We start from the raw sequence: 23,755 nt of genomic DNA on the forward strand, positions 1-23,755 counted from the left end.
GTCAGGCCACCTGCAGGTAGGCGCGCATGGCACCGGTGAGGTGATCCACCAGTTCATCGTCGGTGACCTGTGGCTCGTCGCCACGGTGATCGTTGAACAGGATCACCGACTGTACCGTCGATTCCATCATGACGACCGCCATGGGAATGGCATGCAACGGATCGGCGTGGCGCCACTCCGCGCGACGCGCTTCGAGCAGGGCACTGAGTCGCTGCAACGCCGGCAATTGCAGTTGCGCGGCGTACGGTTTGAACTCCGGCGCGGGACGACCCCGCACATACAACAACAACGCTTTCAGCAGCTTGCGATTCTTGCGATAGTGCAGCACCCGCGACTGCACCCACCCCCGAATGACTTCGGCGGCGGGTCGCCCGTCCCACATGGCGTCGGAGAACGCGCGATCAAAGGTGACGCGACCGCGCTTGAAGAACCGCTCGTACCAGAACAGCAGCAGGGCGTCCTTGTCAGGAAAGCGCCCATAGAACGTTCCCACGGCCACACCCGCGCGCTCACAAATCTCCGAGACGGTCGCCTGCGCAATGCCCACCTCGGCGAACACGTGTTCGGCGGCGGCCAGTAGGGCCTCCTGCGTTTCGCGGCTGCGGGCCTGCTGCGGCGGGGTGGGCGTGAGGAGCCGGGATTTGTGCATCCTGTCCGGGAGAGGGTATCCGAATACGTATTCGGATTCAAATTGTGGCCCGGTTGACGGGCGGTCAAGTCGGTGGTGACCAGACGCGTCGGCCGGGGCCGCAGTCACTCATCAAGGGCCGCGCGGTGCGGTAGCTTTTGCCAGTCCAGTCGCAGGGTCATCAGCTGCAGAACCTTCTTCACGAGGTGGTTCGTGGTTCTCGTCCGCAAAGTTGGCACGTTCGCCTGCTGGTTGCTGGCACTCCCCCTGGTGATCGCGAGCGCCCAGTCGGCGGCCACCAAACGCCCCATGTCATGGATGGATCAGCAACGCATGCGCGCCGCCGGTGCTCCCGCCGTGTCGCCTGACGGGAAGTGGGTCCTGTATACCGTCACCACGCCCGACTGGAAAGACGCGCGCACGCAATCCGACGTGTATCTCGTCTCGGCGGAACGGGGATTGCCCAGCACACGCCAGCTCACCTATACGCGTGACAAAAATGAAGCCAGCCCGCGCTGGTTGCCCAACGGTCAGGCGTTTGTATTCGCCTCCAATCGTGAAGCGCCGGCAGCCCAGGCGGCGCAACAACAGCTGTTCGTGATGCGCCCGGATGGCGGTGAAGCGCGCCGCATCACGGACGCCAAGGACGGTGTGTCCACCTTTGCCGTGGGTGCGGACGGGAAGTGGCTGGTGTACCGCACGGGCAAGGCTGACGAGGAGCAACTCTACGCCATCGCCATTGCGGAGATCGCGGCCGGAACGCCGGTGGACTCGCTCAAGCCAACCCAGCTGACCAAACATCCCACGGGCGTGGGGCCGTGGCGCTTTGCGCCCGATGCGAAGCGTGTGTACTTCACCACCGCCGACACGGTGGACAAGGACGAGAAGACGCGCGTGGAGAAGAAGTTCACCGTGAACGTGCGCAACGCCGAAGCGCCGGTGTCGTCACTGTGGGCGGTTGATCTCAGCGGCGGTGCGGCGCGACCCGCTACGCGTCTGACGCGCGACACAACATATGCCGTGACGGGATTCACCGTGTCGCCGGACTCGCGCTATGTGGGCTTCACCGGGGTGGCCAACAACCGCTACAAGCGCAACATCACCGAGCAGGGCATCTATGGCGATCTGTACCTGCTGGACACGCAGACCAACACCGTCGAGCGACTGACGAACAACGCCGAGACCGGCGAAAGCGCCTTGTCCTTCTCGCCCGACTCGAAGTCGATGGCCTTCTCGGCGTCGGACGACATGACGGCGTACAACATGAAGAATGCGCGCGTCTACTGGCGCGGGGTGGCCGACAAGGGCGCGGCGTGGCGCAAGCTGGGTGATCTCGATGGCGACGTCAGCGTCGGATGGTGGTCGCGCGATGCAAAGACGATCTATTTCAACGAAGGATGGCGCGCCACCAACCAGCTGTTCGCGCTGGACGTGGCCAGTGGGAAGGTGCGTCAACTCACGGATGTGAAGGCCTCGCTGTCGGTCAGTGAGGATGAAGACACGCGCCGCCTGATGGTGAACTACTCCGATCCCGCCACGCCACCGACGATGTTCACGGTGAACACGCTCGACGATATCACCTCGCGGGCGAAGTGGGTCGCACTCACCGATCCCAATCCGTGGATTCGCGAGCAAGTGGCCCTGGGTGAAGAGAGTGAAGTCACCTGGAAGTCGAAGGACGGCAAGATGGTGGGCGGTGTGCTGGTCAAGCCGGTGGGGTACGTGCCGGGCAGGAAGTACCCGCTGCTGGTGGCGATTCACGGCGGGCCGGCCGGGGCAGATCTGCTCAGCTTCAACGGGGGTTATGGCGCGCAGACGTACGCGGGGCAGGGGTGGGTGATCCTGCAGCCCAACTATCGCGGCTCGACCAACTACGGCGAAGCGCACAAGAACGGCATTGTGGGGAACTACTTCCCGCCCGGCTATGACGACATCATGACGGGTGTCGATGCCCTCATCGCGCAAGGGATGGTGGACTCCACGAAGATGGGTGTGCTGGGGTGGAGCGCGGGTGGCCACTGGTCCAACTGGATTCTCACGCACACCAACCGCTTCAAGGGCATCTCGTCGGGCGCTGGTACATCGAACTGGATTTCCATGTATGCGCAGTCCGACGTGCAACGCAATCGCCAGTACTATCTGGGCAACAAGCTACCCTATGACGACTTCGACGCGTACTGGAAGCAGTCACCCATCAAGTACATCAAGAATGCGAAGACGCCCACCATGATTCATGTGGTGGAGGGCGACCCGCGCGTGCCGAGTCCCCAGAGTGTGGAGCTGCACATGGCGCTCAAGCGACTCGGGGTGCCCACGGAGCTGTTCATGTATCCGGGCGCGTCGCACGGCATTCCCGATGCGCGCAATCGACTGGTGAAGAGCGAAGCCGAGATGGCGTGGATGAACTACTGGGTGCTCGGAACCGGTACCAAGTTCTCGTGGCGAGATGTCCTGAAGACGCTTGAAGATGCGCCGGCGGAGACCAAGCCGACCATCAGGGGACCGTGAGCGTATTGCGGTCGTAGTTCAACAGCCTTTCGGGGGCTTGGGCACCGGACACGAGGTGCCTGCGCGTCGACACTGTTCGGCGCGCAGGACCAGCCGGTCTCCAAGGCGGACAGTCGGGAAGGGGGTTGCTCCGGGATCGTCCACCACGTCCCATGCCGCCAGGAGGAGTCCCATCACGCGTGCCGACTCGCGCGCCGACGCGATAGATGGGCTCTTGGCATGCGCGCGCAGCTGCGCGAGATCGAAGAGCACCCAGGCGTTTTCGGATGTCACCTCACCGGATGCGTGGATGTCGGTCGTATCGTTGGCATCGCCTTCGTGCAGCCTGGTCGCAATGATGAGCGCTTCGTTGTAGGTGGACAGCGCGGCGGACTCCTGTCCGCCGGCCCGCTCCACCACAGCGCGTCCCCGCAGGTAGGCGATGCTCTCGCGGGTGATCGTGCGGCCCACGCCGCCCACATCTGCATACGCCGCCACCAGCGCCGCGCGCGCCGCTGGCACGTCGCCACGGGACGCCAGCAGCCGTACCAGCGCTTCGGCGGCTGAACGATCGCCGGGCGGTGCTGATGCCTGCGCGTCGCGCAAGATACGCACGGCGCTGTCCGCGCAGCCGCGGAGCACCAACCACACATCGGCTCGCCCCCGCGCAGCGGCAACAGTCATCGCCTCGGCGCCGCTGCTTTTCGCGTCGGTCCACGCGCGCGTGAAGTACAACAACGACGAGTCGGCGTGTCCGATCAGGCCGGTACGCTTGCCTTCCTCAAACCAGTGTCGCGCGTCCTGCGGGATTTGCGTGGCCGCGACCCGCGGCACCAGCAGGCACAGCAGCGGCCACAGCGACCGCACCGACGCACGGGGCACCGACGCACGGAGCGTCGGCGCGCGAACAATCAATGAGTATTCCATGCATGAAACATGGTCCAGACGCCTTCGGCGCGCTGGCCCCTCGCGCTGACCCCTTGATGCTCAACGCAAGGGGATACCGGCAAACGCGCTCGGCGTCGTGAGAGCAGCCTCTGCCGCATGGATGACGGCCGCTGGAAGCGGCGCACCGCCTCCACGTCGCGCGGCTTCAACCACCATGGTCAACGCACGCGCCTGGGCGGCATAGGCGACCAGCAACGCGCCTCCGGCACCAGGGGTGGCCACGATATCGTGGGCGAGGACGTCCAACTGATCGTGCAGTTCGTTTTCGGCGCGGTGCAAGGTCGACATCGCATCGTGGTCGCTGCTGGCGTACGCCTCGGTATCGAAGAACCCGGGGAACGCCGACGGCGACAACGCTTCCTGGACCCGCTGATTGGTCGCGGCGATGGCCGCGAGACGCCGACGGGCGGCGCGTGATGATTCAAATCCCACAGGTACTTCTCCGGAAAATCGTTCGGCAGACCTTGACAGAAGGCGGTCTGTTACATAAATGCGACAGTGGTTGTACAGCGCCGTCAATGCGGCGATAACCGTATGCGGTAGCTTTGGTTGCGCTACAGGTTGCGCGGTCGGTACCGCGAGCGGTCTGGACAGTACCGGGAGAGGGGTTGGCGTCGCCGCAACAGCGGTCGTCGGAGCCCTCTACGGTTGAGGTCGGCAAGCCACCACGTCCGGTGGCTGTCGAAGCAGTTGGGATACAGATCCACCCCTCCCTCGGAGGCGGCGGCATGCAGGTGCTCAGCCCGGCAGCGGAGCGTGATCTCGCGGCGCGTGAACTGGCGACTCTGGCCAGAACCACGCTCGACGAGCATTGGGCGGTCGCTGCTGTTCCCGCGGAACGACGCGCCTTGTTGCTCGAACGAGCCGAGGCGGCCTCGCTGGTCTCCGGCGACGGACTTGGCGAGCCCATTGCGGACGGACTCGCTCTCCTTGGCACGGCCTACGAACTGGCCGCCCTGAGCCAGCTTGAAGCGGCACTGCAACCGGTCGCCAATGCATCGCGCGATCTGGCTCAGGCGGTTTTGGCACTTGGTGCCGCCCGTGCCTTCCGATGCAGCGCCGCCTTGCGCGCCCCCACTGATGACGGAGAGTCCACGGTGAAGTGGGCCCTTCGTCTGGGTGCCTTGGCGCTCGTTTCCCACCAGACCGAAAGCTACGTGAAGTGGTGGGAGGTGCGTCGAGGTGTCGCCGACACCGTGCGACGCGTGTCGCTGGGACTTGAGCAGGAACCTTGGGAACCCTACGCGCGGGGCACGCTGTGGATTGCCTGGCTGGGGCTTCTGGGAGCGCCCGTCGCCGTTCTCCCCGAGCACGTCGGTGACGAGTTGCCCGTAGTGTCGGCCACGCGCAGCAGACTGGCGGCCTTCCGAGAGCGTCGCGCCGACCATGAAGTGCCGGGCGAGTCTCAAGTGCTCAACGCCACCGCACTTCGTGCCCGAATGACGGAGTTCGCGATCCGTCATCTCGCGGACGCGACCGAGCTGCTGACGGTCGCGGTCCTTCGACGGACGCTGCCCGACGTCTCCGCAGAGTTCAAGCTGCATCTGAGCGCGGCGCGCTCCGCCCTTGCCGGCGATCACGGGCAGGATCTCCTCCTGGCGTGGTTACAGGCGGCCGGCGTTACGCTGGCCGGCGGCGTGACCGCGCAGCTCGAACTTCCAGGATTCTAGTCTTTCCACCGTCGGCGGCCGCGCCGGTGCGCCAAACGCGGTAGACGCGTCGTCCGCTGCTTCCAACCGGAAAGGCCACTCGGCCACCCCCGATCGGGGTGATGGTCGCCATGAGCTTGCCCAGAGCCACCCGCTCGGCCAACGGGCTTTCCACAGCCACGTCGCCACCGTCGATTCGGTACCACTGTGGCGCATTCGCTTCCGTACCGTACTCGTCGCCGGCGCGAACATAGTAGGCATCGTCGCCACCCCAGAAGGCCGAAAGCACAGTATTCCCCAAAATCGATGCCAGCGGCAGCGATGTGATGGGCGCTGGCTCTAGCGTACCGATTGGTGCGGCGCAGGCGACTACGTGCATGGTCGATTCCAGGTCAGAATTCGAAACGTGACGATGCGCCGGTTTGATTTGTCGGCGGGCGAGGATGTTATGACGAACGACTCGCTCACGCAATACAGCACGAACGCCTAAGTTGTTGACATGATTGTTGATACGTGTTGGAAGTCATGTGGGAAAGTAGGTAACATCAGAATCTGGTTGAAGCTGAGGATTGCCGTGATGTGGATAAGTGGGGTTAGGTAAGCGGTCCGTTTTGGCAGCGTTGAGACAAACTTGTCCACATTCGCGATTGTCACATTTATTGTATTTTCTGGATTGCAAACACTACTCGGATGTACGCGTGGCGCTGCCCAAGGCGTGATGCGCGGCGGAAGTTCCCGGGAAGGCTGAGGCGCGGAAAACCCGCGCGCCCCCTATGGCGACTCGACCGACAATCGACCATTCTGCGCTAAACCTTTCGCACCCTTTGGAGAGTTCTCATCGTGACCGTCGAACCACGGATCGGATTGCTTGTTGGGCGGGAGTGGTCATTTCCCCCCGCATTTCTCGAAGCGGTCGCCAAGCGGCAGTCTGGCGTGCCGGCCGACTACATCAAGCTGGATGCGACGCGGATGGGGCAGCCGGTCCCGTACACGCTGATCATTGATCGCATCTCGCACGAGGTCGGCTTCTATCGCGCCTACCTCAAGCATGCGACGCGAATGGGCGTGACGGTGGTCAACAATCCGTTCATGTGGTCGGCCGACGACAAGTTCTTCGACGCCACGGTGGCCCTGCAGAACGGCGTGGCGCATCCAAAGACGATGCTCCTGCCCAACAAGGATTACATCCCGGGGATCTCGCACTCGGAGTCGTTGCGGAACCTCGCCTACCCGCTGGATTGGCGCGGGGTGGCTGAGCACATCGGCTTCCCCTGCGTGTTGAAGGACGCCCACGGCGGTGGCTGGCGGGATGTGTACGTCTGCCACTCCATGGAGGAGTTGCTCCATCACTACAACACCAGCGGCCTGCTGACCATGGTGGTGCAGGAGTTTGTGAAGTGGGACTACTATGTGCGTTGCATGGCGTTGGGCCGCGAACACGTGCTGCCGATGCCCTACGATCCCCGTGAGCGCAAATACATTCCCGATCCTGGCTACTTGCCGAAGGACATCGAAGATCGCTGTGTGGCCGACTCGCTCACGTTGTGCAAGGCGTTGGGCTATGACATGAACACGGTCGAGTTCGCGGTGCGTGATGGCATTCCCTATGCCATCGACTTCATGAATCCGGCGCCGGACATGGACATCTACTCGTTGACGCCCAGCTACTTCGAGTGGGTGGTGGAGCACATGGCCGACCTGGCGATCAAACTGGCCACGGCGCCGAGACCCGCGGTGGCGCCGGGCGCGCCAATCGGTGAGTCATTGCCGTCGTCCCGCTAACGGAGCGGCCGGCATGCTTGCGAGTGCAATTGCGCGCTATCACGACGTCCTGACACAGGGCGACACGGCGGTGGCCTCGGCGGAACTCCTCGACCGTCTGCTGCGCAGTGAAGGGCTGTTCTTTGGTGATCGTCCGTTGTGCGGCGTGCTGCGGCCGCGCCTGCTCAGTGTCGGCGAATACCGGCACATTGCGCAGGCGTGCGCCCTGGTCGGCTCGGCGTTTGAGGCGGTGCGCCGCGCCGCCATGGAGCAACCGACGCTGCGCGCGCAGTTCGGGTTGACCGCGTGGGAAGAGCAGTTGATTCACGCCGATCCGGGTTTCGCCGTGGCCAGCCCGACGTCGCGTCTGGATGCGTTCTTTGCCGCGGGTGACGACGGTCTCAAGTTCACCGAGTTCAACGCCGAGACGCCGGCCGGGGCCGCGTACAACGACGCGTTGTCGCGGGTGATGATGGCCATGCCGGTGATGCACGAGTTCTCGCGCAGTCACGCGGTGCTGCCCATTCCGGCGGCGCCATCGGTGATTCACGCCCTGCTGGACGCGTACCACGCCTTTCGGGGTGTGCGGGAGCGTCCGACGGTGGTGATCCTCGATTGGGCGGATGTGCCGACACGCAGCGAGTTCGTGCTGTTCGAGCGGGAGTTTGCCGCCCTGGGCATCGAGGCCTTCATCGGCGATCCGCGCGACGCCGAGTACTCCGGCGGTACGTTACGCGTTGGCGGACGCCCGGTGACGCTGATCTACAAGCGCGTGCTGATCGATGAGTTGGTGACCCGTGAGGGGTTGGCATCGCCGGTGGTGCGCGCGGTCCGCGATGGAGCGGTGTGCATGGTCAATCCGTTCCGCTGCAAGCTGCTGCACAAGAAGGCGTCGTTGGCGGTGGTCAGTGACGAGCGTCAGGCGGCCCTGTTGAGCCCGGCGCAGCGCGCCGCGGTGGCCCGGCACGTGCCGTGGACACGGGTCGTGGAGGAACGGAGCACCTCGTATCAGGGCAATCAGGTGGACATGCTGCCGTTCATCGCCGATCGTCGCGAGACGATGGTGCTCAAGCCCAACGATGAGTACGGTGGCAAGGGGATCGTGCTGGGGTGGACCGTGGACGATGCGACCTGGCAGGCGGCCATTCGAACGGCGTTGGGCGAACCGTTCATCGTGCAGGAGCGCGTGGAAGTGCCCAGCGAACCGTGGCCGGCCTGGGTGGACGGTGGCCTGCATATCAGCGATCGGATGCTGGATACCGCGCCGTTTCTGGTGGACGGGACGGTGATGACGGGATGTCTGACACGGATCGCTACTGATCCGTTGCTGAACGTGACAGCCGGTGGCGGCTCGAACGTGCCAACTTTTCTTGTCGAGGAGCGCTGATGTCAGCGTTGTTACGCCCGGTGATCGGGTTGACCACACAAACCCTGCATTCGATCGACGGCATTCCGCCGGCGTTACCCGCATCGTGGGTCATGAACCAGCGGTATTTCCTGGCGGCCACGATGGTCGGCGCCGTGCCGTGGATGATTCCGTTGCTGGACGACGACCTGAACACGTTGCGTGAGATCTACGAGCGTCTGGATGGCATTCTCATTCCGGGCGGGGTCGACGTGAGCCCGCTGGAATACGGGGAAGCGGTACGCCCCGAATGCGGGAATCTCGATCCGGCGCGCGACCGGGTGGAATTGCAGCTTACGCGGTGGGCGATGGAGGATGGGAAGCCGCTGCTGGGTCTGTGCCGTGGCCTCCAGATCATCAACGTCGCCTCAGGGGGCACCCTGTGGCAGGACCTGGCCATGCAAAACGGCACATTTCAGAAGCACGACTACTTCCCAACCGCCGGGTACGAGCGCGATCATCTGGCACACGAGGTGGACGTCGTTGCCGGTACGAAACTGCGGCGGTATCTCGAGTCGTCGCGGGTGTCGGTCAACAGCATGCATCATCAGGGCATCAAGCAACTCGGAGGGGGGCTGGTGGCGTCGGCCATCGCGCCGGACGGGTTGATCGAGGCGGTGGAAGGGGGAACCGACGCGTTTGTGGTGGGCGTGCAGTGGCACCCGGAGGTGTTCGAGATGGCGGATCCGCACATTCGACACCTGTTTGGCGGGTTCATCCGGGCATCCATCGGCTGGGCGCAGGCGCATACTCCGACACGCGTTCCTGAGGGTGGCAGAGCGGGATTCACAGTCAGCACGACCTAAGCCGACGAGGAAGCAATGCGGGCGCCCAGTCTGACAGTCGGCATCGAAGAGGAGTACCAGATCATCGATCCGGTGACGCGTGATCTTACGCCCGGATTCGACGCGCTGGTCACCAGCGAGCACGCCGAGCTGGCCGATGTCAAAGCGGAATTGCACCAGTGCCAGGTGGAGATCGGGACCAAGGTCTGTCATTCGATCGCCGAGTTGCGGCAGGAGTTGACGTCGCTGCGCGGCCTGGTGATCAAGGCGGCGGCGCAACACGGACTCACCATCGCGTCGGCCGGGACGCATCCGTTCTCGAACTGGATGAACCAGGAAATGACGCCCAAGGAGCGCTACCTGGGCGTCAAGGCGGAGCTGCAGGATCTGGCGCATCGGCTGCTGATCTTCGGGACGCACGTACATGTCGGCATCGAAGACAATGAGTTCCGCATAGACTGTCTGAATGCGGCGCGCTACGTGCTGCCGCATATTCTGTGTCTGTCCACCAGTTCACCGTTCTGGTTTGGCCGCAACACCGGACTGCATTCGTATCGCAGCATCGTGTTCAAGAACTTTCCGCGCACCGGTGTGCCGCGCATTTTGCAGGGGTGGAGCGACTACTCCGATCTGGTCGACACGCTGGTGAAGACGCGCAGCATCCCCGACGGATCGAAAATCTGGTGGGACGTGCGGCCGCATCACGTGTATCCGACGCTCGAGTTCCGCATCTGCGATGTGAACACGCGCATTGACGAAGCCATTTGTGTCGCCGCCATTCTGCAGGCCGTGGTGGCCAAGATGTGGAAGTTGCGCCGGGACAACCTCACGTTCCGCGTGTACGCGCAGGATCTCATCGAAGAGAACAAGTGGCGCGCGGTCCGGTGGGGATTGAGCGGCAAGCTCATCGACTTCGGCAAGAAGACCGAAATGCCCGCGCCGGTGCTCATCCGCGAACTCATCGAGTGGTTCCTGGACGATGTGCTGGATGAATTGGGGACGCGCAAGGAAGTCGAGTATGCGTTCAAGATTCTTGAGGAGGGCTCAAGTGCCCAACGGCAGTTGGCCACGTATGCCCGTACGGGCGACCTGCGCGCGGTGGTGGATCAACTGATCCGCGAGACGGCCGAAGGGGTGTGCGAGCCGACACTGGGTCCTCCGCTGGAGCGGTCGGATCGGGTGGACGCGTCGTCGTCGGCGACGCCAACCGGCGTCAACGCAATCCCGTCGGGATCCGCCCGCGGCCAGTCGATGCCCTAGGTGTCGTCGGCCGATGCGCGCACCGTGAACGACCGCACCAACGCGTCGCGGCAGCAGGCCAGCTGGATTGCCAATGCCGCCGCGTGGACCACGGCCGTACGGGGCGGACAGATTGCCAGTCGTCGGAGCGGCACCGACGCGGCCATCGTCGATGCGTGCCAGTCGGAAGCCGGCATGCGCATCCTTGATGTCGGATGTGGCGAGGGCTGGCTGGCGCGGGCGCTTTCGGCGCAAGGCGCGCAGGTGACCGGGGTCGATGCCAGCGAACCGCTGATAGCGGCGGCGCGCACGGCCGGCGGCGCTACGTACGAAGTGGCGGACTATGCGTTGCTGAGTGCGCAACGGACGGTGGTCCCGGGTCCTTTCGATGTGATCGTCTGCAATTTCGCGTTGCTCGACCGGGATTTGGTTCCGCTCTTGCGCGCCTTATCCAAGCGATTGGCCTTATCGGGGCGTTTGCTCATCCAGACGGTGCATCCATTTATTGCTGCGGGCCCGGATGGCTATGTGGATGGATGGCGCGAGGAGCGATTCTCGGCGTTTGGTGACGGGTTCTCGGCGCCGATGCCCTGGTACTTTCGCACCTTCGAGAGCTGGCAGCGCACGCTGTGGGAGAGCGGGCTGACGGTGTACCGGTTACGGGAACCGCGCAATGCCGAGGGGGCGGTGCTGTCGTTGTTGTTCGAGTGTCAGGCGGCATCCGGCTGAGCGGCCGCGAAACGCGCACCGCAGCGGTCCGCCACGCTTGCCGGATCGCGCACATTTGACGAATGTGTTGCCCAACTGAGTCGGATAAGACGACCGTCGATCGCGTCGGTTGATCGTTCCACCTTCCGGAGGTCAGGCATGCCCTGGCAACACATTCGACGCGGAATCGCCCTCGCGGTTCTTGCAGCGCTGCCGGTGGTCGCGACGGCGCAAGTCGCCACGGGAACCGTGCGCGGGCGCGTCACCGACGCCGTCACCGGCCGCGCCATCGTGGATGCGCAAGTGCAGGTGACGGGCACGCGTATCGGGGCGGTGACCGGCACCACCGGCGACTATCTCTTGACCCAGGTGCCGATCGGATCGCGAATCATCAGCGTGCGTCGATTGGGCTTTCAGCCTGCCACGCAGGCCGTGACGATTGTCGCGGACGGATCGGTCACGGCGAATTTCGCGTTACGCGAGAGTGCCGTGAACCTCAGCGAGGTGGTGGTTACCGGTTCGGCGGCGCCGACGGAGAAACGCAAGATCGGCACGAGTGTGGCATCGGTCGACTCCACGATGATCGCACGGGCGGTGGCCGTCACAGTGGATCAGGCGCTGCAGGGCAAGGTACCCGGCGCGCAGATCACGCAGAATTCCGGCGGCCCGGGTGGCGGTGGCATCTCGGTGCGACTGCGGGGCACCAATTCCTTCATCTCCGGCTCCGATCCGCTGTACATCGTGGACGGCGTCATCATCGACAACAGCTCGGCGCAGCTGGCCGATCTGGGTGGCCGGTCAAATCCGCAGAACCGACTGGCCGATCTCAACCCGTCGGATATCGAGCGCATCGAGATCATCCGGGGCGCCGCCGCGGCCGCGCTGTACGGGTCCCGCGCCAACAACGGCGTGGTGCAGATCTTCACCAAGCGCGGCAGCATCGGCCGCCCGCGATTCTCGCTGTCGTCGCGGTATGCGTCCAACGAGTTGCGCGAGCAGCAGCCGTTCAACTTCTATCCGTACGACGTGAGCGGGCTGCCCATCGCGCGCTACAACTATCAGGACGACATTTTCCGGCGGTCCAACACACTCGAGCAGAACCTGACCGTCGAGGGCGGCAACGACCAGACGCGCTATTTCATGAGCGCCAACTCGGCGGCCGACGACGGCATTCTCAAGTCCACCCGGTCGAATCGACAGGGGGCGCGCATCAATCTGCAGCAGCAACTGGCGTCGAAGGTCATCGCCAATGTCACCGCCAATTATATCACCACGCGCAACGATGTGCAGGCGTTTGGCGAGCAGAACGACTACGGCATCATGGGTTCGCTGTTCTTCGCGCCCACCAGCGTGAACTTCCGCCCGGTCAACGGCATCTACCCGCTGCCGCCGGCGCTGGGCACGAATCCGCTGCTGGCCATCGATCGCATCAAGAATCCGCAGACCATCAATCGCTTCATCGGATCGACCAAGCTCACCTGGACGCCGCGTCCCGCGTTGTTGCTGGACTACACGCTGGGCATAGACGCCTACAACTTTGCCCAGAGCCAGTTCATTCCGCGCAACGCCGTGCTGGGCACGGCGCTGCTGTCCACCGGTCGCTCGCAGTCGGTGATGTCGAACAACCGCGTGGTGAATCAGGATGGCGTGGGCACGTACTCCTGGAAGGTTGGCGACCGCTTCGACCTGCGCACCACGGGCGGCTTCAACTACACGCAACAGACGGTGAACACCACCAGTGCCGTGGCCAACGGCCTGGCGCCGGTGGGCGAACTGGTGGGAGCGGGCTCGGTGTTCTCCGCCGGCCAGACCTCGGTGGAATTGCGCACGCTGGGATTCTACGGCCAGCAGGAAGTGGCCTGGAACAACCGGTTGTTCCTGACCGGCGCGGTGCGGTACGACGCGTCCAGCACGTTCGCTCCGTCGGAACGCTGGCAGGTGTTTCCCAAGTTCTCGCTCTCGTACGTTGCCGTGGAGAATCGGCAGGGTGCCTTCAACAGCCTGCGGGTGCGCAGCGCCGTGGGTTGGGCGGGCAGCCAGCCGGGCATCGTGAATGCGTATTCGCAGTTCGTGGGCTTCACGCAACTGCCGTTTGCCGGACGACCGGGATTTGTGAACGACGTGACGTACGGCAACCCGACGCTGCGCAACGAGCGCGCGCGCGAAGTGGAGGTGGGTGCCGACGCCAGTTTCCTGTCGGGCAAGGTCAGCGCGGAAGCGACCTACTACAACCGCCTGGTGTCGGATCTGCTGTTCTTCCGCCCACTGGCCACGAGCACGGGATTCTCGCGCCAATTCTACCCGATCGGCTCGATGTCCAACAAGGGACTGGAGTTGCTTATCCATACGGTGAATGCCGACTCGAAGCGTTTCAAGTGGGAGTCGACCGTCACCTATTCGACCAACAAGAACCTGGTGGAATCGTTGGCGATTCAGGACTTCCAGTCGGCCGGCGGGTATCCCAATCGCATTCGGACGGGCGAGCCGGTAGGCGTGTTCTACGGCTCGTATGCGGCGCGCAACTGCGTGACAGGGGCCTTGCTGCTGGACTCGCTGGGGCGCTATCGCCGCAGCAACCAGACGGCGGACATGGGCTCCCAGGCGCAAGCGCGCGTGCTCAGTGGCGGCACCTGCAACGACTCGCTCAACAAGGTGATCGGTGATCCGAATCCGAAATTCCTCGGATCCTTGCTGAACGAGTTCACGCTGGGCGGCAAACTGCGCTTCCGCGTGCTGCTGGACGGTGTCTTCGGCAACGACATCATGAATCTTTCCACGCGCGCCCAGAACGCCGGTGTGGCCAGCAACTCCAAGGAGTACGAGCGCGAGTTGCTGCCCTACGGCGATCCGCGCAAGCTGCCGCCAACATTCAACTCCCGAACGCAAGGGATCTTCGAGTACTGGATCGAGGATGGCAGCTTCGTGAAACTGCGCGAACTGTCGGCCAGCTATTCACTCAACACGCCCGCGGTACGTCGCGTGTTCCGGGATGGCATCGACCTGACGGTGTCCGGTCGCAACCTCGCCGTGTGGACCAAATACTCCGGCTACGATCCCGAGATCAACCTGTTCGGCACGAATGCCGGCGGACTCGGGTCGGCGCAAACGACATCCGCCGATCGCGGATTCGATTTCGGTGGCTATCCGATCCCACGGGTGTGGTCGGTCAGCGCCCGGTTCACCTACTGATCGCGGAGACCAACTCATGCGCATGATCAAGCAGTGCGCGGTGGTCATCACCGCCGCGTCATTCACTATGGTCGGGGCGTGCAGCCTCGACCTGCAGAATCCCAACGCCCCCACGGAAGCGCAGGTCACCACCAGCGCGGACGGGGTGATCGCGCTGGCCACCGGCCTGCAGTCGCGGTTTGCCACGTCGTATTTCAACTACGCCTACGCGGCCGGGCTGGTCACCGATGAGTTTTCGGCCACCAGCGCGGCGCTCATCTCCATTTCCGATGCGGAGCAGGGCTCGGTGCCGTCGGGGACGGGCATTGCCGACAACGTGTTCAATTCGGTGTATCGCACCGTGCGCACGGCTGACGATCTGCTCAACGGCGCCGATGCGCTGTCGGCGCAGTTTGACGCCGGCACGCGAGCCGGATTGCGCGCGCTGGCCCTCACACTGAAGGCCGAGGCGCTGGGCGAGGCCCTGCAATCGTACCAGACGATTCCGATCGCCACGTTTGGCGTCACGGCGCCGACGTACGTGTCGCGGTCGGTGGCCCTGCCGTACGTGCGCGGGCTGCTCGACTCGGCGGCCACGATCATTGCGGCGGCCCCGCCGAGCTCGTTCTTCACCACCAGCATCCTGACGCCGGGTGTCAGTCTGTCCAATGTCATTCAGCTCTATCGGGCGCGGTATGCCCGCATGGCGAATGACGATGCGGCGGCGCTGGCGGCGGCGAATCTGGTGGCGCGTACGGGAACGGCGGCGCTGTCGGTACTGACGTTTCCCGCGCCAACGGTCAACCCGTTTGCCAATGTCACGGGCGGCACCAACGGCATTGCCCCGCGCCGCAACTGGCGGCTGAGCATGACCGGCGGTGATCAACGGTTTGCGTACTTCGTGACGCCATCGACGGCCCTGACGGGTCGCATCGGCGCGCCGTTGGACAACTGGAACCGGTACGCCAGCACGCAGGCGCCGCTGCCGCTGTATTTGCCCGACGAGGCGTTGCTCATCAAGGCCGAGGCGTTGGCGCGTACGAACCAGTTGTCTGCGGCGCAGGCAGTGATCGACTCGGTGCGCACCGATTGCACCGGCGGGCGCGGACTGGACGATCCGAAGGCCTGTCTGACGCCCCTGACTGGCGCGCTGACGCAATCGCAGCTGCTGGATGAAATCTATCTGCAGCGTCGCTACGAGTTGTTCAGCAGCGGACTGCGGTGGGAAGACGCCCGGCGTCGTGGGGCGATTCGTGGCCCCGCGTCGTCACCCAACATTCCGCTGGACGGTCAGCGCTGCTGGCTGCCGTACTCGATTGGTGATCGCAACGCCAACCCGAACGCGACTTTTGCGGTGCTGCCCGATCCGGCAGAGCCGACCGCGTTTCCCGCCACCTGTGCGACGCCGTGAGGACGCGACTGATGACCCATACTTTCTCTCCGTCGGAGACGTCCCGCATGTTGCCTCGCCTCTCGCGTCGTCTGACCATGGCTGCGCTCGGCGGCGTGTCGGTGTTTGCCGTCGCCTGCGGGACCACCGAGGCGCCGGATCCCCTGTCGCCGTCCGGTGCACAAGGCCGGATTCGTTTCGTCAATCTGATCACTGACACCACGCGCGGACGCGTCAACGCGATTCTCGAATCGGTGCCGTTCGGGGTGAATCTCACGTACACGGTGAGCACTCCGGCGGCGCTGCCGTCGCCGGCGACGGCCACCTACTCCCCGATTCTCACCGGCAGTCGCACACTGGTCCTCAAGCGCACGATCGACACGAACACGGTCGTGAGCACGTTCGCGGTCACCATTACCGAGGGACAGGATCGCACGGTGTATGCCGTGGGCGGGACGGGGGGATCGGCGATTGCGTCGTTCGTCACCACCGATGACAACACGTTGCCGACGGTGGGCACGCAGGCGAAGGTCCGGGTGGTGCACCTGAGCCCTACCCCGGGTGCGGTCGATCTCTTCGTGACAGCGACCGGCGCCGACCTGGCGGCCGCCACGCCGGTGCTGACGAACATCGCCAATCAATCGGCGTCGGCGTATCTGAACCTCAACGCCGGGACCTATCAGGTGCGGGCTGTTCCCGCTGGAACCGCCGCGGGCTCTCGTGCGGCGAGTGTCATCATTACCGCCAGTGTCGCCCTGAATGGCGGGACGGTTCGCACGATCGTGGCGGCCGACAACAACGTTGGTGGTGCACCACTGCGTGCGTTTGTGCTCACGGACCGCTAGTCGCGCGTGCGCGTGATTTCCCGTCGGCCCGCCTTCGCTCTCGCGTTGGCGGGCCGGCGTCTTCTGCCACCATCCGTCCTCTCGCATCATGTCCAATCGCACCATCGTGATCACGGGCGCCAGCGGCGGCATTGGTGCCGCGTTGGCGGAGCAGCTGGCCCCGACTGGCTGTGCGCTCGTGCTGGTGGCTCGACGCGCTGACACTCTTGCGGCGGTCGCCGCGCGGTGCGGTGCCAATGTGATGACAATCACCGCCGATGTGACATCCCGTGCCACTGTGCGCGCGATCGTGGCCGACACCCTGGCCCGATTCGGCCGCATCGACGTCTGGGTGAACAACGTGGGGCAGGGCATTTCGCGGATGCCCAGTGAACTCACCGGCGACGATGTCGACGAGATGATGCGCATCAATGTGAAGTCCGCGCTGTACGGCATGCAGGAGACACTGGACCACTTTCGCGAACGTGGGACGGGTCACGTGATCAACGTGTCGTCGATGCTGGGGCGCATGCCACTGGCGCTGCAGCGGTCGGCCTACAGCGGTGCGAAGCACTTCCTGAATGCGCTCACGGCGAATTTCCGCGCGGAGATTCAGCAGACGCATCCGGACATTCAGTTCTCGCTGGTGTCGCCGGGCGTGGTGCGGACCGATTTCGGCTTGAATGCCGTGCATGGCGGGATCGACTCGCGCGCCTTGCCGTATTCGCAGAGCGCCGAGGAAGTGGCGGCGGTGATTGCACAGGTCATCGAGTCGCGCGCCCCGGACGTCTATACGCGAGCTGGGGCACGTGACCACGTGGCCGCGCACTTCGCCGTGATCGGGGTGGACCCGACGTTGCCCCCCGGAAATTCCCCTACGTAGTGCTGGGCACAAGTACGGATCGTGCGACACCGGTACAGCCGCTAGCCTCCGGAGAACAGCATCTGCGTGGCATGGTTTGACGCCACGCGCCTTGCCACCATCTCCGGACGAGTGTCCATGTCTTCGATCATGCGTCAGTACTTTCGGGCAGCGCTCCCTCTGCTGGTAGTCGCTTCGGCGGCCTGTTCAGAATCTGAAGCCAATCCGACCGGGCCCAACGGCCAAATCCCCGAGCCGGCGATCAACCAGATCGTGACGTACGGTCCGCTCAATGCCAGCAGCTCCGATACACTGGTGTACTTCAGCTTCGCGACCGGCGGGCTGGTGGCCAGATCGGCCGACTGGGATCTGGCGTTTCGGCGCTATGAGCTTCGACTGAACAGCCCCGCGATCGCCGGGTCCGGCAGCAAGAACGTGCTTGGTTTTCCGTTGGACAACAACAAGGCGGCCAGCGACGCGCAGGTGCTGGCCTTCACTCCGGCGGCGACACTCGACGCGTTCAACCTGGTGCGTGATGCGCAGATCCCGCCCGACGATCAGTTCCAGACTGATCGCCTGACGGAGAACCGGCAGGGATTCCTGAATCTCAGCGGCGTGCCGTCCGCCAATGCGGCGGCGTACTGGAAGGTGCGACTGGCGAACGGCTCATTTGCCTTGCTGCGGGCCACGGCCATCGCCTTCACCCCGCAGTTCCAGGTGCAGTCGCTTACTCTGGAATCCCGCGTGCAGAGTGGCTCGACGCTTGGCGCGCCACAGACCTTGACACTGACGCCCGCAGGTCAGACCACCGCCGTCAGCCTCGTGACGAACGGGGTTGTGGCATCTCCCAGTGGCTGCAATTGGGATTTCCAGTTCAACCCGGCGGCAAACCAACTGGCCATTACCGTCAACACGGTGTGCGGTGTGGGCAGCTATCCCGGTGCCTCCTCCCCGACATTTGCCAACGCCACGGCGGCCAGCGACGCGCCACAGTACGCCGCGTATCTGGCCCAGCTGGTCGGACCCATCCCGAATTCGGTGACCGACAAGAGTGCACCATTCCGATATAACCTGACCGGCAACGATCGCCTGCACGCCTCTTTCAACACCTACCTGGTGCGTTCCGGCGTGAAGACGTACAAGGTCCAGGTCACCGACTACTACAGCAACACCGGCGTGGCCGGATTCCCCACGATTCGCTACGCGCGCATTCGGTAATACGGTGCGCCAGATGACGAGGCGAAGGGGCGTCCAGATGGCGACGGTGATTGGCACCCGCATCGCGATCGCGCTCATCGTGATCCCGATATCGTCGGCGGGTGCCCAGACGACACCAGCCGCCACCGAGCGCGTCAGCACGATCCGCGGCGTGGTGCTTGGCCGAGGCGATCGGGTGGGAATTCTTGCCGCCGAGTTGCAGGTGTTGCGCACCAACGCCCGCACGCGCACTGACGAAGGAGGTCGCTTTCGGCTCGTCGCCAGCATCGGCGACACGGTGTCCGTGCGCGCCCTGGGCTTTCGTCAGCGGCGCCTGGTGGTTTCGGACGATTCGCTGTCGGTGACACTGGAACCGCTGCCTACCGTTCTGCCGGTCTTCACCACCACCGTCGGCCAACGAGTGATTCGGGCCAGCGAATCACCGCGCAGCGTGACGGTGCTCGATCAGCGGGCGATTGCCGCAACGGCCGCCGTGTCGGCAAGTCAGCTGCTGCGGCAGATACCCGGCCTGCAGGAGTTGCCGGCGCCGCCGTCAAAGACATCGATCTCCATTCGCGGCTTTGATAATTCGCGGGTGCTGGTGCTGGTGGATGGCGAGCCGGTGGCCGGTTCGCTGGTGGACAGCCGCGACATCGGTCGATTGTCCACCCTGGCCACCGAGCGCATCGAAGTCACCAAAGGCCCATCAAGCGTGGAGTTCGGAAGCGATGCACTGGGCGGCGTGATCAATGTGGTGCAGGCGGCACCATCAGCACGTCTGTCGCTGGATGGTCAGCTCCGTACCGGTGAACTGGGACGACAGGAAGCAACCGTTGGCGCGAGTCAGCAGTTGGGCCGGCTGGGCTATCGGTTCACTGGTGGATGGCGCCAGTCGGATCGACTGACGGGCTACAATGCGATCGGGTCCACCTTCAATCGGCTGTACGACGTGCGGAGCGACCTGCGATATGCGGTGAGCGATCGGTGGACGATGCGGCTCGATCTGCAGGGTGCGCAGGAACGGCAGCGTTTTCCCGTAGACGCACAGTTCAACGGATTCATCGACAATCACGGGGGACAGGGATTTCTCGAATTGTCAGGCTCCGTCGGCGGTGGCAGTGTGAGAGCGAGGGCCTTCGAGCAGCGATTTGCCTACGAGTATCGCCAGTCGCGCGGCGCCTTGCCGATTCGCGGCTCGGCCGATTCGCTGCGACAGCAGGAGCGACAGGGACGATACCTGCTGTCCTATACGCGGTCGCTCGCGGCCCACACCGTGGACATCGGCGTGCAGCATTCGGCGCGCACGTTGGTGGCGCCCGCCAAGGTGGACGGCGATAGCGCGCGCGACAACGTGAATGAAGTGTTCGCCCGCGATCAGTGGACCGTGGGCCCCGTGCTGCTGACGGCCGGCGCGCGTCATACGGCCAGTTCGCTCTGGGGCAGCTCCACCAATCCGTCGGTTGGACTCGCCTGGCAAGTGGCCAGCGTCGTGCGGATGCGCGGCAACGTGGCGCGTGGATTTCGCGCCCCAGGCTTCAAGGAGATTCGCTACACGTTCTTCAATCCCGCCGGCGGCTATACGCTGGTTGGCAATCCGAACCTGCAACCGGAAACGTCCTGGAGCAGCACGCTCGGCGGCACCTGGGCGCCGTCCGCCACCGTGTCCATCGACGTGGAAGGGTATCGCAATGACGTCGACGGGCTGATTGACTGGCGTTTCCAAGGCAACAACGCCGCCGGCTATCAGGTGTATGCCAACGTCAACGTGGCGCGAGCGCGAACACAAGGCGTGGAGACGGCGGCGCGATGGTCATGGCAGGCCACCGCCTTCACACTGGGGTACGACTTCCTGCGCGCGCGGGATCTGGGCACCGGACTTCCCCTCAGTCGCCGCGCCTCGCATACGGCGCGCTTCACCGCCGCGCGCGAATGGCGCGTGCGTCGAGGCCTGTCGTCCGATCTGTCCGTGCGATACACGGGCAACGCGCCGCTCATCGGCATCCCGATCGGCGCACCGATCACCGGACCGTTCTCCACGGAATCGGGGATCATCGGGCGACAAGGCGCGCTCTTGTCGGTTGACGGACAGCTTCGGCTGATGATGACCACCCGGGCGGAATTGTCGGTTGGCGTCAATAACGCGTTCAATCAGCAACCGGCGCTGTGGACGCCGGCGTTTGCGCGTCAAGTCTATGTGGGAGTACGGGTCCACTGGGTGGACCAGCCGTAGCGCGGCGGCCCTTGACGTCGCACACACCGGGTGGGATTGTCGAGGTGTGCGCATACTCGGATCGGTCCTCGGTGGCCTTGGCGCGACGCTGCTGTTGAGCGGTCTGGCCGTGACGATGCTGTCGGCGCAGGGCGTGCGTGGCGTGGTCGTCCAACGCCATGGCACCACGCCGGCAAGCGGTGTCATTGTGGTACTCGAGAATGCGGCGGGAGCCGTCGTTGGTCGGACATTGTCCGATGGCCGTGGTGATTTTCGGCTCCCCCTGACGTCAACGGGCACGTATCGCGCGCGTATGCTGCGCGTCGGCTTTCAGCCAACCATCATTACCGGCATTGCTGTTCGGGACACCGGCACGACGGCACTGCATGTGGTACTGACCAGCGCGCCCGTCACCTTGCCTACGGTCTCCGTTCGCAGTGAAGACATCTGTCGCGGCGATCGCAGCGACGGGGCGTTGGTGGCCGCGGTGTGGGAAGAAGCGCGCAAGGCCTGTTGGCGTCGGAACTGTCCGACGCGTCGGCGCCCCTGATCGCCGAGTGGATTGAATACGAGCGGACGCTGGACACCACCGCGCGCTTTGTGCGCGCCCAGCGCATTCGCTCGACCCGCTCGGCCACCACGCACGCCTTTCGCAGTGCGTCGTGGAGCGAATTGGCGGACCAGGGATACGTCGTGGATCAGGATGACGGCACCGTTTTTCACGCACCGGATGCCGACGTGCTGCTGTCCGATTCGTTCGCGTCGCTGCACTGTTTCCATGTGGAGCCGGCGGGTCCGGACCAACCGAATGAGATTGGTGTGGCATTCCGCCCGTCCCGCGAGCGCCGCCGGGTGAGCGACATTGAAGGCACCTTCTGGATTGACCGCGCGAGCAGCGAGCTGCGGAGACTGGAGTATCGATACACCAACCTGCCCGCCATCGCCGAACGGGCACGGCCGGGCGGTCTGGTGGAATTCCTGCGATTGGCGTCGGGCTCGTGGCTGGTGCAACGATGGAGCATTCGCATGCCGCAACTCATGCTGACAGCTCCAACCACCATGCGGCGACGCGGTGTGACCGTCACGGCGTCAGCGACGACCCTGCAGGCTGTGCGCATGGTGGGTGGCGAGGTGTCGCGGGTGGAGCGTGCCGACAGCACCCTGTACGTCGGGCGCGGCGCATCGCTGGTGGTTCGTGTGTCGTCGTCCGATTCAACGCTGTCGCGCGCCGACACGCGTATCACACTGGATGGTTCGGACTATGAACTCCTGACCGACACCGACGGTCGCGGACGGCTCACGCCGATCCTGCCAGGGCAGTATCGTCTCCGTGCACAGACGCCGCTCATGGATTCGCTGGGCGTGTTGTCCGATCCGGTCGACGTCACGGTGCGCGTTGACGACGTGCGCGAAGTGACGGTGCTGTTGCCCGATGCGATCACCTTGTTGCGCCGTGTGTGTGGTACGGAGTCCGGCACCGCGCTCGGCACGCATGTCCGCGGCGTTGTCGTGGACTCCGCCGCTATGCCCGCGGCCGGGGCATCAGTCCGGGTGTCCTGGCAACGACAGATTGCGGTGGTCAGCGATCGGGTCATGTGGAGCGATCAATCGGTCTCGACGCAAACGGATAGTCTGGGTCTGTGGCAGCTGTGCGACGTGCCGCGGGAGGTGGGTGTGCTGGTACGCGTGCAGTCAAGTGTCGGGGAAGGGCGAGCGTCGACACGTCTGGCCACGGGCGCACGCTTCGGATCGTTGCGCGTGGTGGCACGCGCGGTGGATGGGCCGGCGATGGCGCGCGACGGCGGGGAAGCCATTGTCACCGTCAGCGTGATGGACAGCCTGTCGCGTCCCGTGCCTGAGGTCCTGGTGGTTGTCACGGCGGCGAACGGTGTACCACAGCGCTTGCGCTCCGATTCACTGGGGCGCGCCGTTGCGAGGCTCGGGTCACCGGGTATGCTCACGGTGGATGTGCGCAAGGTGGGATTCGCCTCGGGCACTGTCACCGCCGACGTGGACCGCGGCGAGAACACGATTCCCATCGTCCTCGAGGGGTCGTCCGTGCCTCGACTCTCGGCGGTACGCGTGGTGGGTGACCGGCCGGTCAACGCACGGCACAGTGATTTCGAGCGCCGTCAAGCGCGCGGCGACGCCACGACATCACTTTCTGCAGCGGACATCGAACGGCGGCGACCGGCCAGCACATGGCAGTTGCTGACCCGCGTTCCATCGCTGCAAGTCCTCGACAGCGCCGGCTACATCTATGCCAAGTCATCGCGCATGTCGACCATCCTCTGCTGGCCCCGCGTGGCGATCGACGGCATCGTCCAGACCGGGCGCCCGAATCTGGCGCTGCTCCCTCCACCCACTGAGATTTTTGGGATTGAGGTCTTCGCGGGAAGCGCGCGAGTGCCTCTCGAGTACGGGGGGGAGGGCGAGGAGCGCTACTGCGGGTTGATCGCGATCTGGACGAAATAGCCTGCCGGAGGCCTGACCGG

17 protein-coding genes and 1 pseudogene are annotated in these 23,755 nt (G+C 64.6%); 15 read left to right on the forward strand and 3 right to left on the reverse strand.

All coding sequences use genetic code 11. The features are described from left to right. Nucleotide 1: 1 nt before the first annotated feature. Nucleotides 2-649 carry a TetR/AcrR family transcriptional regulator gene (locus IPP90_14150; GenBank protein MBL0171835.1) on the reverse strand — a complete coding sequence of 216 codons (648 nt, stop codon included), beginning with the start codon at nt 647-649 and terminating at the stop codon, nt 2-4. 192 nt (nt 650-841) lie between these two features. Here IPP90_14150 and IPP90_14155 point away from each other — a divergent pair, with 192 nt between their 5' ends. After that, nucleotides 842-3,136: a S9 family peptidase gene (locus tag IPP90_14155; protein MBL0171836.1), complete on the forward strand. Its 2,295-nt coding sequence runs from the start codon at nt 842-844 to the stop codon at nt 3,134-3,136. 18 nt (nt 3,137-3,154) lie between these two features. On the opposite strand, the gene IPP90_14160 is transcribed toward IPP90_14155, so the two are convergent. Together IPP90_14160 and IPP90_14165 are read right to left on the reverse strand one after the other, a co-directional pair. Continuing rightward, nucleotides 3,155-4,042 carry a hypothetical protein gene (locus tag IPP90_14160; protein MBL0171837.1) on the reverse strand — a complete coding sequence of 296 codons (888 nt, stop codon included), beginning with the start codon at nt 4,040-4,042 and terminating at the stop codon, nt 3,155-3,157. 60 nt (nt 4,043-4,102) lie between these two features. Then, on the reverse strand, nt 4,103-4,495 hold the full coding sequence (locus IPP90_14165; protein ID MBL0171838.1) for a hypothetical protein: 393 nt from the start codon (nt 4,493-4,495) through the stop codon (nt 4,103-4,105). Between the two features lie 296 nt (nt 4,496-4,791). Between IPP90_14165 and IPP90_14170 the strand changes: the two genes are divergently transcribed. The 14 genes and pseudogenes from IPP90_14170 to IPP90_14235 all read left to right on the forward strand — a co-directional run bounded on the left by IPP90_14170 (nt 4,792) and on the right by IPP90_14235 (nt 23,735). Beyond that, a complete protein-coding gene (locus tag IPP90_14170) occupies nt 4,792-5,733 on the forward strand; it encodes a hypothetical protein (GenBank protein MBL0171839.1) in 942 nt (313 codons plus the stop codon). A gap of 819 nt (nt 5,734-6,552) precedes the next feature. Further along, the gene (locus IPP90_14175) at nt 6,553-7,494 is read left to right on the forward strand and encodes a hypothetical protein (protein ID MBL0171840.1); all 942 of its coding nucleotides are present in this window, start codon (nt 6,553-6,555) and stop codon (nt 7,492-7,494) included. Nucleotides 7,495-7,507: 13 nt separating this feature from the next. After that, the gene (locus tag IPP90_14180; protein MBL0171841.1) at nt 7,508-8,860 is read left to right on the forward strand and encodes a circularly permuted type 2 ATP-grasp protein; all 1,353 of its coding nucleotides are present in this window, start codon (nt 7,508-7,510) and stop codon (nt 8,858-8,860) included. After that, the gene (locus IPP90_14185) at nt 8,860-9,684 is read left to right on the forward strand and encodes a gamma-glutamyl-gamma-aminobutyrate hydrolase family protein (protein MBL0171842.1); all 825 of its coding nucleotides are present in this window, start codon (nt 8,860-8,862) and stop codon (nt 9,682-9,684) included. The genes IPP90_14180 and IPP90_14185 overlap by 1 nt, the downstream gene beginning before the upstream one ends. A gap of 15 nt (nt 9,685-9,699) precedes the next feature. Further along, nucleotides 9,700-10,809, forward strand: a pseudogene (locus IPP90_14190) (carboxylate-amine ligase). A 138-nt stretch (nt 10,810-10,947) separates the two neighbouring features. Continuing rightward, nucleotides 10,948-11,631: a methyltransferase domain-containing protein gene (locus IPP90_14195; GenBank protein MBL0171843.1), complete on the forward strand. Its 684-nt coding sequence runs from the start codon at nt 10,948-10,950 to the stop codon at nt 11,629-11,631. Between the two features lie 138 nt (nt 11,632-11,769). Then, nucleotides 11,770-14,799 (forward strand): SusC/RagA family TonB-linked outer membrane protein, encoded by a 3,030-nt coding sequence (locus IPP90_14200; GenBank protein MBL0171844.1) that lies wholly within the window; start codon nt 11,770-11,772, stop codon nt 14,797-14,799. 16 nt (nt 14,800-14,815) lie between these two features. Next, on the forward strand, nt 14,816-16,189 hold the full coding sequence (locus tag IPP90_14205; protein MBL0171845.1) for a RagB/SusD family nutrient uptake outer membrane protein: 1,374 nt from the start codon (nt 14,816-14,818) through the stop codon (nt 16,187-16,189). A gap of 47 nt (nt 16,190-16,236) precedes the next feature. Further along, entirely contained in the window at nt 16,237-17,013 is a 777-nt protein-coding gene (locus tag IPP90_14210) for a DUF4397 domain-containing protein (protein ID MBL0171846.1), read from the forward strand. Between the two features lie 88 nt (nt 17,014-17,101). After that, nucleotides 17,102-17,875 carry an SDR family oxidoreductase gene (locus IPP90_14215; GenBank protein ID MBL0171847.1) on the forward strand — a complete coding sequence of 258 codons (774 nt, stop codon included), beginning with the start codon at nt 17,102-17,104 and terminating at the stop codon, nt 17,873-17,875. 117 nt (nt 17,876-17,992) lie between these two features. Beyond that, a complete protein-coding gene (locus tag IPP90_14220; protein MBL0171848.1) occupies nt 17,993-19,072 on the forward strand; it encodes an HmuY family protein in 1,080 nt (359 codons plus the stop codon). A gap of 13 nt (nt 19,073-19,085) precedes the next feature. Next, nucleotides 19,086-21,281: a TonB-dependent receptor gene (locus IPP90_14225; GenBank protein ID MBL0171849.1), complete on the forward strand. Its 2,196-nt coding sequence runs from the start codon at nt 19,086-19,088 to the stop codon at nt 21,279-21,281. 46 nt (nt 21,282-21,327) lie between these two features. Then, on the forward strand, nt 21,328-21,810 hold the full coding sequence (locus tag IPP90_14230) for a carboxypeptidase regulatory-like domain-containing protein (protein ID MBL0171850.1): 483 nt from the start codon (nt 21,328-21,330) through the stop codon (nt 21,808-21,810). Next, nucleotides 21,750-23,735: a carboxypeptidase regulatory-like domain-containing protein gene (locus IPP90_14235; GenBank protein MBL0171851.1), complete on the forward strand. Its 1,986-nt coding sequence runs from the start codon at nt 21,750-21,752 to the stop codon at nt 23,733-23,735. The genes IPP90_14230 and IPP90_14235 overlap by 61 nt, the downstream gene beginning before the upstream one ends. The last annotated feature ends 20 nt before the right edge of the window (nt 23,736-23,755 follow it).

It is taken from the genome of Gemmatimonadaceae bacterium (assembly GCA_016720905.1).
Taxonomy (GTDB): Bacteria; Gemmatimonadota; Gemmatimonadetes; order Gemmatimonadales; family Gemmatimonadaceae; genus Gemmatimonas.

Coding starts and splice junctions, on each gene's coding strand:
- IPP90_14215 (MBL0171847.1), top strand. CDS start 17,102: ATGTCCAATCGCACCATCGTGATCACGGGCGCCAGCGGCGGCATTGGT.
- IPP90_14185 (MBL0171842.1), top strand. CDS start 8,860: ATGTCAGCGTTGTTACGCCCGGTGATCGGGTTGACCACACAAACCCTG.
- IPP90_14220 (MBL0171848.1), top strand. CDS start 17,993: ATGTCTTCGATCATGCGTCAGTACTTTCGGGCAGCGCTCCCTCTGCTG.
- IPP90_14225 (MBL0171849.1), top strand. CDS start 19,086: ATGACGAGGCGAAGGGGCGTCCAGATGGCGACGGTGATTGGCACCCGC.
- IPP90_14210 (MBL0171846.1), top strand. CDS start 16,237: ATGTTGCCTCGCCTCTCGCGTCGTCTGACCATGGCTGCGCTCGGCGGC.
- IPP90_14160 (MBL0171837.1), bottom strand. CDS start 4,042: ATGGAATACTCATTGATTGTTCGCGCGCCGACGCTCCGTGCGTCGGTG.
- IPP90_14200 (MBL0171844.1), top strand. CDS start 11,770: ATGCCCTGGCAACACATTCGACGCGGAATCGCCCTCGCGGTTCTTGCA.
- IPP90_14170 (MBL0171839.1), top strand. CDS start 4,792: ATGCAGGTGCTCAGCCCGGCAGCGGAGCGTGATCTCGCGGCGCGTGAA.
- IPP90_14205 (MBL0171845.1), top strand. CDS start 14,816: ATGCGCATGATCAAGCAGTGCGCGGTGGTCATCACCGCCGCGTCATTC.
- IPP90_14180 (MBL0171841.1), top strand. CDS start 7,508: ATGCTTGCGAGTGCAATTGCGCGCTATCACGACGTCCTGACACAGGGC.
- IPP90_14150 (MBL0171835.1), bottom strand. CDS start 649: ATGCACAAATCCCGGCTCCTCACGCCCACCCCGCCGCAGCAGGCCCGC.